Below are 10235 nucleotides of genomic sequence, written 5' to 3' on the forward strand. Positions count from 1 at the left end.
GGCCCCCGCAGGGGCCGCCCCGCCGCAGCGCCCCCGCAACTCGCCAGGCGCGCCAGCACCCGGCGAGCCCGGGCATGGCTTCGCCGCCGGCCCCCTCGGGCCGTCTTCCGCAGCCGCGTGCGCGCGACCGACCGACGCCCACGGGCGACCAGGCCGATCCTGCGCATGGCTTCGCCCTCGGCGCCTCGCGGCGACCTAAGGGCCGCACCGCGCACTACCCGGCTGGGCAGCGGCACGGCTTCGCCATCCAGAGCCCGAAGGCCCTGGTCGCGGCTTCGCTTATTCCCCTCCCGCGCTTATACGAGACGCCGAACGCGGCCTCGCCTTACACGACGGGATATGCTGTGCAGTTTCCTGCGAAGAACTCGAGCGGGTGAGCGGCGGATCGGAACCGACGCGCCGTTCGCTCGGGCTCTCCGCAACAAGCTGCGGAGGGCTCCTACGGTCGGTCAGCTCTTGGAGACCACCTCCAGGCCAACCTTGAGCCCGCGGGCATCCGCCGGCAGCGCGAGCGTTCCGGCCGCCACGCCGGGAGCGCGCCCGAGCAGCACCTCGTCGGCCCGCGACGGATCGAGCCAGGCCGCACGGCGATGACGATCCACATGGCAGACGAGCCCCTCCAGCCCCGCGAGCGGGCCTGACGCCACCGCAAGCCGCCCGCCCTCGATGGCGCCGCGCGACACGCGCACCACGCCCTCTGCGCCGCCGAGGGCGTGCACGAGTGCCGCCTCAGCGTCGGTGAGGGCTGCCAAGGCGCCGTCCGCGGACAGCATCAGATCGGGCTGGGTAGAGCGACGCAGGACATGCGCCACCGCCTCCGGATCGTCGGAGGCGAGGAAGAGGTAGCCGGGAAACAGCAGGTCAGTGGCAATTCCCCATTCCCCCGCCGTCTTGCGCGGCATCTGGCGACGCAGGGGGAAGCACGCCCGCACGGCATCGCCGCCCAGAGCCATGACGCGGCGGGCCGCCGCGTCCTCGCGGGACGGAACGACCTGCACGACATAACGCGCCAGGGGCGTGTCGGCTGCGGTATTCGGTTGGGTGCTGGGAAGGTCGAGGAACGCGGGCGCGACGATGCGCGGGTGGCTGGCGCCGAGGCGCGCCGCGCGGGCGGCTACGCGGCGGCTGCGCGGGCTACCATGAAGTGGCTGCCCCCCCCCCGCGAGTTTCCGTGCGGTATGTCAGCGTCGACTGGCTCACGGCCGTTCGTCCTCGTTTCCTTCGATGAATCACGTCCTCACCTGCGGTAAGGGAACGTTGTAGTTCAATTGAACATAGTAGCACAGCGCCGCCGGGGCGCCAGGGGGCGTTCACCACTGACTGATTATCGGTACAACTCTCCATAACTTACCGCGAGGTTTTTCGGTAAGCGGAGGATCGGGCTAATCCCCGAACTTCTCCTCGAGCGCCTGGCGCACGCAGTCGGGGACGAACTGCGTGAGATCGCCGTGGAAGCTGGCTATCTCGCGTACCACCGATGACGACAGGTACATGTACTCCGGCGGCGACATGATGAAGATAGTCTCCAGGTCGCTGTCGAGCTGGTAGTTGAGCGCCGTCTGCTGGAACTCGTACTCAAAGTCGGTGATGGCGCGCAAGCCCTTCACCACCACGCGCGCATCCAGCTGGCGCGCGAAGTCGATGAGCAGGCAGTCGAAGGGCTCCACCCGCACGTTAGGCAGATGCGCCGTGGCCTCACGCGCAAGCGCCACGCGCTCCTCGAGCGTGAACAGCGGCCGTTTCTTGGCAGAAGCCGCCACCGCCACCACTACCTCGTCCATGATCTGGGCGGCACGGGTGATGACGTCGAGGTGGCCGGCGGTGATAGGGTCGAAGGTGCCGGGGGTCAGGGCGCGTCTCATGGGATTCCTCTCAAACGGATCAGGGCGCATCAGCGCTAGTCGGGCTGGCGTCGCAGCAGGTCGATAACGGTATCGCCCCAGGCGCGGCGCGTGGCAACAGCGAAGGGTGCCGCCCCCGTCAGCTCATCGACGGCAGCGCTCGCCGCAGCGTCGTGCTCATAGGAGACGATGACGTCGGACGCGAGCAGCCCCGCGGCATCGAGACGCGCCACGAAGGCCAGCACCTCGGCAGCCTCCACGGCATAGGGCGGATCAAGAAACACCAGATCATAGGGCGTCCCCACAGACGGCACCGCCGCCTTCAGCACGTCGGCGCGGCGCACGCGGGCGCGGTCGGGGCCATAGCCGAGCAGCCGCGCGTTGGCCTCGACCACCTTGGCCGCCGCCCCGTCGCGCTCCACCAGGCAGGCACGGTCGGCCCCGCGCGAGAGCGCCTCCAAGGCCAGCGCGCCCGAGCCGGCGAAGGCGTCGAGCACCACGGCGCCCTCGAAGCCGCCCCGCGCGCTCGCGAGCATGGACATGAGCGACTCGCGCACGCGGTCGGTGGTGGGGCGCGTGCCGTCCCCCTTGGGCGCCTTCAGCACGCGCCCCCTATGCTCACCTGCGATGATCCGCATGGTCTTCCTTCCTTGTCCGGTCGCGGGGCCTGGAGCACGGCTGCGCTCGGAGGCTGCGCGGCCATGCGCCAGACCCGCGCTCCCTGCTAGCGCGCGTGCGCCCTTCCCTCCTCCGCCTACCCGCCCGACGGCACGTCGGACCGCGCGGCCAGCAGGCGCACCTCGCGGGCGAGCGCCCGGTGCTCGGGAGCCTCGAGAGCCGGGTCCTCCTCGAGCAGCGCCGCCGCGTCACCGTGGGCCGCCTCGATGATGCGTCCGTCACGCACCACGTTCACGAGCTTGAGTCCCGAGGCGCCGTGCTGGCGGTTGCCGAGGATGTCGCCCTCACGGCGCAGCGACAGGTCGAACGACGCCAGCTCGAAGCCGTCGTCGGTGGTCTCCATGGCCGCCAGGCGCTGGAGCGCCGCCTCCTGCTTGGACGCGGACACCAGAAACACCTCGGCCGGCTTCTCGCCGCGACCCACGCGCCCGCGCAGCTGGTGGAGCTGCGAGAGGCCGAAGCGGTCGGCGTCCTCGATGATCATCACCGTGGCATTGGGCACGTCCACGCCCACCTCGATGACGGTCGTAGCCACGAGCACCCCTATCTCGCCTGCGCGGAACCGCTCCATGACCTGCTTCTTCTCCGCTGCGGCCATGCCGCCGTGAAGGAGCGCCACCTCGGTGTCGACGAAGGTGGACGACTGGAGCATGGCCGCCTCGCGGGTGGCGGCGGCCACGTCGTCTCCGGCCAGGTCAGCCTCGGACTCGATGCTCACCACCGGGTGCGCCGCCGCGCCCTCCTCGTCGCGATCGGCCGCGGCCTTGGCGTCGCGCTCGGCGGTGTCCTTGCCGATGAGGGGACACACCACGTAGACCTGCTCGCCTCGGGAAAGCGCCTCCCGCGCCGCGTCGTAGGCGCGCCCGCGGTCCTGCTTGGTCACCACGTGGGTGGTCCGCGCGGCCCCGGCATGGGGCTTCTCGCGGAGGTAGGACAGCGTGAGGCTGCCGAACAGCGCGAGCGCCAGCGTGCGCGGGATGGGCGTGGCCGTCAGGTACACGGCGTCGGGCGCCTCGCCCTTGGCCAGCAGGCGCGCCCGCTGATCCACGCCGAAGCGCTGCTGCTCGTCGATGACCACGAGCGTGAGACTGCGCGGGGCCACGTCGTCCTCCAGCAGGGCGTGGGTGCCGATGAGCACGTCCACCGTGCCGGCAGCCACACGCTCGAGAACAGCCGCGCGCTCGGCGGCGGGCGTGGAGCCGGTGAGCACCTCGTAGGTGACGCCGGCGGCCTCCAGAAGCGGGCCCAGGCTGCGCCCGTGCTGGGTGGCCAGCACCTCGGTGGGCGCCATGAGCAGGGCCTGCCCGCCCGTGTCGGCCGCGGCGGCCAGGGCGAAGGCGGCCACGGCGGTCTTGCCGGTGCCCACGTCGCCCAAGATCATGTGGTTGGCGGTGCGCGGCGCCCCCATGACGGCCATGAGGTCGCGGCGCGCCTGCTCCTGCTCGCCAGTGAGGGCGAAGGGCAGCGCTGCGGCAAGCGCCGCCTGGTGCGCGCCGTCGGTCACGTGGGCCACCGGCTTGCGCCCGGCGCTGCGGCGCGCCCCCTCCTGCATGAGGAACAGCTCGAGCACGAGCAGCTCCTCGTAGGCGAGCCGCCGCCGGGCCTCGGCAACCTCCGCCATGGCCTGGGGGAAGTGGATGCACGCGAGCGCCGACCCGCGGCTCATCAGGCGGTACTTCTCGCGCAGGGCCAGGGGCAGCGGATCGTAGAGCCCCCGCACCGCGGCAAGCGCGTTCTCCGCCAGCCGCCGCATCCACGCCGGCGAGAGCTTCTCGGTGGCCGGGTGCACGGGGATGATCATGGCCGCCGCCTGGCCCTCCCCCACCTTCTCCAGGTAGGGGTTGGTCATGCGCTTGAAGCCGTAGTCGAACTCCACCTTGCCGGCCACGGCCACCGCGTCGCCCGCCTTCACCTGATCCATGAGCCACGGCTGGCGAAAGCACGTCACCATGAGAGTGCCCGTGCCGTCCACGAGCGCCAGCTCCACGAGCGGCAGGTTGGGCCGCAGGCGCTTGAGCTTGATCTCGTGGACGGTGCCGCGGATGGTGCACGACTCGCCGATGCGCGCGTCGGCCACCGTGCGCACGGCCGACAGGTCCACGTAGCGCCGCGGGAAGTGGGTCACCAGGTCACGGACGGTGCGGATGCCCAGCTTCTCGAGGGCCTTGGCGCGAGCGGGGCTCACCAGGCGCACCCGGCTGACGGGCTCGTCGAGGGCAAGCGTGGCCGCCAGACGATCAGGCGCCCCCGCAGGGGCGCCCTCGTGCGTGCTTCGGCTATGGGAGGCGGCGGCCAAGCGGGCTACTCGACCGAGAGGATGATCGGATAGAGGGGCTGCCCGCCGCGATGGGCGTCCACCTCCAGGTCCTCGTAGGCCTCCTCGATGGCCTCGATGAGCGCCTCCAAGTCGTCCTGGGACAGATCCTCGCCGGCCAGGAGCGTGCAGGTGTCGGCGTCCTCCGCCTCCATGACGGCCAAGAGGTCCATCACCACGCCGGGAACCGACGAGCCCACCGCGTCGATGGAGCCGTCGCAGATGCCGATGACGTCGCCCTCGGCGATAGGGTTGCCCGCGGCGTCATGGGAGTCCTTGATGGCAGTGGTCACCTCGCCGGTGCGCACGTCGCCGTAGGCGGCCGTCATCTCCTCGACGTTGGTCTCGAGCGAGGCGTCCTGATCGACGGCGAACAAGGCCGCGAAGGCTTGCGGCACGCTCTTGGTGGGCACCACGGCGCAGGGGCGCTCGCACAGCTCGGCGGCGCTCTGGGCGGCCATGATGATGTTGGAGTTGTTCGGCAGCAGGATGACGGCATCGGCGTTCACCTGGTCAGCCGCGTCCAGCAGGTCCTTGGTGGAGGGGTTCATGGTCTGGCCGCCGGAGACGACCACGTCCACGCCCAGGCTGCGCAGGATCTCGGCGTTGCCCTCGCCCGCGGCCACGGCCACGAACCCGAGCGGCTTGGCCTCGGCCTGCTGCTCGGCGGCGAGCATCTCGGTGCGCTCCTCGCTCTGGAGCTGCATGTTGTGGATGAACACCTCGGAGATCTGGCCGCGCTCGAGGAAGTAGGCGAGCACCTTGTCCGGCGTGTTGGAGTGGACGTGCACCTTGAACTTGGGCACCGAGCCGACGCACAGCTCGCAGTCGCCCATGGTGGCCAGAAACTCGAGCGCCTCCTCGGTGTCGAGCGTGTCAGAATCCACCAGGAACTCGTTGCAGTAGCGGAAGGCCGAGCCCTCCCAGTCGTTGATCTGCTCGATCTCCACCTTGGGGGCGGCGCCGCGGGCAAAGGCCAGCTCGTCGCCGAGGGTGCCCTCCTTGCCGGTGAGCGCGCTCGCGAAGGCGTCGAAGAAGATGGCCAGGCCGAAGCCGCCCGCGTCCACCACGCCGTTCTCCTTGAGCACGGGCAGCAGATCGGGGGTGCGCTGGACGGAGGCATAGGCCTCGCTCACGACGGTCTCGAGCGCCTCAGGCGTGGGAAGCCCCAGCTTGGAGGCGTTCACCGCCGCCTGGGCGCTGTCGCGCAGGACGGTGAGGATGGTGCCCTCGACCGGCTTGCGCACGGCCTGGAAGGCCACCTCGACGGCCTTCTCGAAGGCGGTGGCCAGCGACGCGGAGGTGAGTCCCTCCCAGCCGACCGTGCCCTCGCACAGGCCGCGGAGGATCTGCGAGGTGATGACGCCGGAATTGCCGCGGGCGCCCATGAGCGCGCCGGTGGTGATGGCCTTGCGGATCTCGGCGCCGTCGGCCCCGATGGGCAGGCGCGCGAGGTTCCCCACGACGCTCTCGATGGTCAACGACATGTTGGTGCCGGTGTCGCCGTCGGGGACGGGGAACACGTTGAGACGGTTGATCTCCTCCTTGCGGGCCGAAAGCGCCTTGCTGGCGGCCGCGATGGCGTTCTGGATGTCGTTAGAGGTAAAGGCGGTTGGCATGGCGGGTGTTTCTCCTTAGGGGGACTGCATTCGAGGGCCTTGGCGCGCGGCCTGCCCCTCGCTGGGCAACGGACGCGACGCTAGCGACGGACCTTGACGTCCTGCACGTGGACCTCGACGCCGGCCAGGGGAACCCGAGCATACTCAGAAAGCACGAAGCTCACCTGGTCGATGAGGTTGCGCGACACGGTGGAGATGTTGGTGCCGTACTCTATGACGACGTAGAGCTCGACGTGGATGCCCTCCTCCGTGGCGTCCACCACCACCCCGCGGCGCAGGCGCGACGTAGGCAGGATCTTGGCGATGCCGTCAGCCGCGTTGGGCGCGGTCATGCCGACGACGCCGTAGCACTCCATGGCCGCGTTGCCGACCATGTCCGCCAGCACGTCGTTGGCGACGTGGAGCTCACCGGGGATAGTTGTGTCCATGATGCTCCTTTCAGGCTCAGCCGGCCGGGGCGGCCTGCTTGCGGGCGGCGCGCGGGGCCGCCTCGAACTCATCTGAGCAGTATAGCGCATGGGCCGCGGGCCAAGGCTCCGGCCCCTTGAGCGGCTCGGTCATATTCCATAATTTTTTCTTGTGTGGCAGTTGTTCCTTGTGCTATAGTTTGAGGGCTGTATTTTCCCCTGTGGGTTAACCAAGTAACAATGGAGTTGATAGACATGTCCAAGGTTTGTGAAGTTTGCGGTAAGCACCCCGTCGCCGGTCGTAGCATCAGCCACTCGCACCGCGTGTCCAATCGCGTCTTCCGCCCCAACGTGCAGAAGATCACCATCAAGGACAAGAGCGGGCACGTGCGCAAGGCCAACGTGTGCACCTCCTGCATGAAGGCCGGCAAGGTCGAGCGCGCCTAGCGCTCCCTGCCGCCTGCGGCTCATCCTCCGGGACGCGCCGCGCAAGACGAGCCCGCATCTGCGGGCTTTTTTGCGTTAGGGGACAAAAAGCGGGCGGGGGCTGGGAGCCCCGCCCGCCGTATGGTGGCGCTAGGCGATGATGAGGAGGCGCTTGCAGGACGGGCAGGTGCCGAGCGGGGCCTGGGCCTTCAGGTCGATGAGACGGCCGCCGTCGATGGAGGCGCGGCAGGCGCCGCAGCGGTTGCCGTCGAGGCGTCCCACGGCCACGCCGCCGGAGCGCGCCGCCGCCTTCTCGTAGAGCGCGAGCACCTCAGGGTCGAGCCCGCCGGCCGTCGCGGAGCGCTGGGCCTGGAGCTGGGAGATGCCGTTCTTGAGGGCGCCGCCCTCCCGCTGGAAGGACTCGACGGCGGCCTGCTCCTGCTCGGCGAGGTCGGCGACCATGCGCTCGATCTGGCCCTCAAGGCCCTCCACCTTCGCCAGCTCCGCCGCAGCCGCGTCGTGGTCGTCCGCCAGGGACGCGCGGCGCTTGGCGATGCCGGCCAGCTCCTTGGTGCGCGCCTCGGCGTTGCGGAAGTCACCGTGGGCTGCCTCGATGGCGGCCTGGACGCCGGCTTCCTTCTTGGCGAGCGACGCGTCCTCGTCGGTGATGCGCGTGAGCTTGCGCACCGCCTCCTTGCGCAGGGCCGCCACCTGGGAGCGCTTGGCCTCCACCGTCTCGCGCTTCTGGCGCACCGACAGGATGGTCGCTCGCTGGGGCAGCTCCTCGAGCTGCTTGGTCTGGCGCATGACCTCCAGGTCGATCTGCTGAAGCTGGAGCAGAGCGGCCAGATCGTCGCGTGAAGCCTGCATGGATGCCTTCCCTTCTCTCAGGGGCGCTGCGAAACGTTGATAGGACAATGATAATGCTCGCCCCCTCCTCCGCGCGGGGAGAGGGGGCGAGTTTTTTCGGCAATCCATGTTTTCGCCAGGCGAGCCCGCAGGGGCGACGGGCGGATGCTAGATGCGGATGGCCTCGGGATAGGCCCAGTTGGCGGACTGGTCGATGGCGACGATGCGGTCGTCGGGCACGCCGACGCGCAGCAGGGCCTCGGCGAGGACGGCCACGAGCGGCAGCTCGCTCACATCATGCCCGAGCTCGATCACGGAAAGGCCGGCGGCCGAGAGCTCGAGCGCGTCGTGGTACTTGACCTCACCGCAGACGAGCACGTCGGCGCCAAGCCCCAGGCACGCGCGACCGAGCGACCCGGCCGAGCCCGTGGCCGTGACCGCCGTGCGCACCGGCGCGTCGAAGTCGCCCCAGACGCGCGGCTGGCGGCCGAACACCGACGTGCAGCGCGCTGCCAGGCGGCCGAGCGTCTCGGGCGCGTCGTTCGCGCGCACCTCGCACACCTGGCCGTAGCCCTTCTTGCGCGAGGACGCGAGCGGCTCGGCGAAGGTGCCCTTGAAGGTCAGGCCGAGCATGCCGGGCAGCACGCGGGCGGCACGCGGGCTCACGTCGAGGGCGGTGTGGAAGTCCATGAGCGCCACCTGGCCCTGGATGGCGGCCCATACGCCCGCGCCGGGGCAGAGCGCCGCCGACGGCTCCGGCGCGAAGGCGTCGGGGGCGGCGAGGAAGGCCGGGTGGTGCGTGACGAGCACGTTCGCGCCGTTCTGCGCGGCCTCGCGGATGGCGGCCACCGTGGGATCGAGCGCCACGGCCACCTTCCGCACGGGAAGCGCCCGCTCGCCTACGAGCACGCCGGTGCGGTCCCATGACTCGGCATCTTCGGCGGGGAACTCCTTGAGCAGCGCCGCCTCGAGCGCGCCGACGGTCATCGAGAAGCCCTTGCGGGCCAGCTCGCCGCTCGGGCGCTCGGCCAGCGCCTGGGCCTCGGCTCCGCCCCCGGCCTGCCGGGCGGCCTTCGGATCCTTATCCCTGCGGTTGAAAAGCGCCATGGTGATCAGCCCCTTCGTCTCGGATGTTGGCGGGCCCGCAAGACGCGGGACGCGCGGCGGGCCCGCGCACGCACGCCTTAAGGATACGCCGGTCGGTCGCGTCAGGCGAGGGGTATCTCGCGGCGGTCGCCCGACCTGCTGGGAACCGTTACGCACCGGTAACCGGCCTGGGCCATGAGGGCGTAACCGCGCTCGATGTCGCGCGCCACGTTGGCCGGGTCGTGGGCGTCGGAGCCCACGGTACAGGGCACGCCGGCGCGGCAGAAGGCGGCCAGCAGCGCCGGGGCAGGAAACATCTCGGCGCACGCGTAGTACGACCCCGACGTGTTCACCTCCACCATCCGCCCGCCCGCCGCGGCGGCCTCGGCCATGGCCTCGTAGAGCGGCGCAAGGTCGAAGGAGGGGTAGAAGCCGAACTTCTTGGCCAGGTCGGGGTGGCTCATCACGTGGAAGGGCTGCGCCGGGTCGGCCGCGGCCTGGCACCACACCTCGGCGTAGCGCCGCCAGATGCGGTCAGGCGCCCCCGGCTCGTCCCAGGCGCCGCGCTGGGCCGGGTCGTCGAAGGGCCAGGCGTCCACGAAGTGCACCGAGCCCAAAATGAGCTCGAAGGGCGCCAGGTCGGCCGCGGAGAGCGTGCGATCCTCGTCGGCCGCCAGGTAATCCAGCTCGCAGCCGCAGATGATCTCCATGTCGGGATGGTCGCGCCGCGCCTGCTCGACGGCGGCCAGGTAGGCAGGCAGGTCGGCCGCCGGCACGGAAAGGTAGCCGTCGGGATCGAACGCATCCGAGAGCGGGAAGTGCTCGGTGAAGGCGAGGGTGGTCAGGCCGGCGGCCGCGGCGGCATCGGCGTAGGCGGCCACCTCGCCGGCGCCGTGGCCGCAGTAGCGCGAGTGGCAGTGGGTGTTGATGAGCTCCAAGGGGGTTCCTTTCGGGGACAGGGCGGGCGCGAGCGGGTCGCGGGACGGACGCAGCGGCGGGCGGGCGCGGGGGCGGG

General features: G+C 70.6%; 10 protein-coding genes. 1 reads left to right on the top strand and 9 read right to left on the bottom strand.

What is annotated here, in order from left to right; genetic code table 11:
* Positions 1 to 449: 449 nt before the first annotated feature.
* The 6 genes from D1643_RS08250 to D1643_RS08275 all read right to left on the bottom strand — a co-directional run bounded on the left by D1643_RS08250 (position 450) and on the right by D1643_RS08275 (position 6880).
* Positions 450 to 998: an antitermination protein NusG gene (locus D1643_RS08250; protein ID WP_160710169.1), complete on the bottom strand. Its 549-nt coding sequence runs from the start codon at positions 996 to 998 to the stop codon at positions 450 to 452.
* A gap of 384 nt (positions 999 to 1382) precedes the next feature.
* Complete coding sequence (gene coaD / locus D1643_RS08255) at positions 1383 to 1862, bottom strand: pantetheine-phosphate adenylyltransferase (RefSeq protein ID WP_160710170.1); 480 nt, start codon at positions 1860 to 1862, stop codon at positions 1383 to 1385.
* Positions 1863 to 1897: 35 nt separating this feature from the next.
* Positions 1898 to 2479: a 16S rRNA (guanine(966)-N(2))-methyltransferase RsmD gene (gene rsmD / locus D1643_RS08260; RefSeq protein WP_160710171.1), complete on the bottom strand. Its 582-nt coding sequence runs from the start codon at positions 2477 to 2479 to the stop codon at positions 1898 to 1900.
* Positions 2480 to 2595: 116 nt separating this feature from the next.
* Positions 2596 to 4815, bottom strand: a complete 2220-nt coding sequence (locus D1643_RS08265) for an ATP-dependent DNA helicase RecG (RefSeq protein ID WP_160710172.1) — start codon at positions 4813 to 4815, stop codon at positions 2596 to 2598.
* A gap of 5 nt (positions 4816 to 4820) precedes the next feature.
* Positions 4821 to 6452, bottom strand: coding sequence for a DAK2 domain-containing protein (locus D1643_RS08270; protein ID WP_160710173.1), 1632 nt, complete (start codon positions 6450 to 6452; stop codon positions 4821 to 4823).
* Between the two features lie 80 nt (positions 6453 to 6532).
* Positions 6533 to 6880, bottom strand: coding sequence for an Asp23/Gls24 family envelope stress response protein (locus D1643_RS08275; RefSeq protein ID WP_160710174.1), 348 nt, complete (start codon positions 6878 to 6880; stop codon positions 6533 to 6535).
* A 234-nt stretch (positions 6881 to 7114) separates the two neighbouring features.
* Between D1643_RS08275 and rpmB the strand changes: the two genes are divergently transcribed.
* Positions 7115 to 7306, top strand: a complete 192-nt coding sequence (gene rpmB / locus D1643_RS08280) for a 50S ribosomal protein L28 (RefSeq protein ID WP_160710175.1) — start codon at positions 7115 to 7117, stop codon at positions 7304 to 7306.
* Between the two features lie 129 nt (positions 7307 to 7435).
* Here the strand turns inward: rpmB and D1643_RS08285 are convergent, their stop codons facing one another.
* The 3 genes from D1643_RS08285 to D1643_RS08295 all read right to left on the bottom strand — a co-directional run bounded on the left by D1643_RS08285 (position 7436) and on the right by D1643_RS08295 (position 10158).
* Positions 7436 to 8155, bottom strand: a complete 720-nt coding sequence (locus tag D1643_RS08285; RefSeq protein ID WP_160710176.1) for a zinc ribbon domain-containing protein — start codon at positions 8153 to 8155, stop codon at positions 7436 to 7438.
* Between the two features lie 147 nt (positions 8156 to 8302).
* A complete protein-coding gene (locus D1643_RS08290) occupies positions 8303 to 9241 on the bottom strand; it encodes a Nif3-like dinuclear metal center hexameric protein (protein WP_160710177.1) in 939 nt (312 codons plus the stop codon).
* Between the two features lie 101 nt (positions 9242 to 9342).
* Complete coding sequence (locus D1643_RS08295) at positions 9343 to 10158, bottom strand: histidinol-phosphatase HisJ family protein (RefSeq protein ID WP_160710178.1); 816 nt, start codon at positions 10156 to 10158, stop codon at positions 9343 to 9345.
* Positions 10159 to 10235 lie beyond the last annotated feature (77 nt).

Origin of the sequence: Enterorhabdus sp. P55 (assembly GCF_009911695.1) — a bacterium.
Taxonomy (GTDB): Bacteria; Actinomycetota; Coriobacteriia; order Coriobacteriales; family Eggerthellaceae; genus Enterorhabdus.

What these genes read in the sequence shown, in the direction of transcription:
- rsmD (WP_160710171.1), bottom strand. Translation starts at nt 2,479, where the DNA reads ATGCGGATCATCGCAGGTGAGCATAGGGGGCGCGTGCTGAAGGCGCCC.
- D1643_RS08290 (WP_160710177.1), bottom strand. Translation starts at nt 9,241, where the DNA reads ATGGCGCTTTTCAACCGCAGGGATAAGGATCCGAAGGCCGCCCGGCAG.
- D1643_RS08275 (WP_160710174.1), bottom strand. Translation starts at nt 6,880, where the DNA reads ATGGACACAACTATCCCCGGTGAGCTCCACGTCGCCAACGACGTGCTG.
- D1643_RS08285 (WP_160710176.1), bottom strand. Translation starts at nt 8,155, where the DNA reads ATGCAGGCTTCACGCGACGATCTGGCCGCTCTGCTCCAGCTTCAGCAG.
- rpmB (WP_160710175.1), top strand. Translation starts at nt 7,115, where the DNA reads ATGTCCAAGGTTTGTGAAGTTTGCGGTAAGCACCCCGTCGCCGGTCGT.
- coaD (WP_160710170.1), bottom strand. Translation starts at nt 1,862, where the DNA reads ATGAGACGCGCCCTGACCCCCGGCACCTTCGACCCTATCACCGCCGGC.
- D1643_RS08270 (WP_160710173.1), bottom strand. Translation starts at nt 6,452, where the DNA reads ATGCCAACCGCCTTTACCTCTAACGACATCCAGAACGCCATCGCGGCC.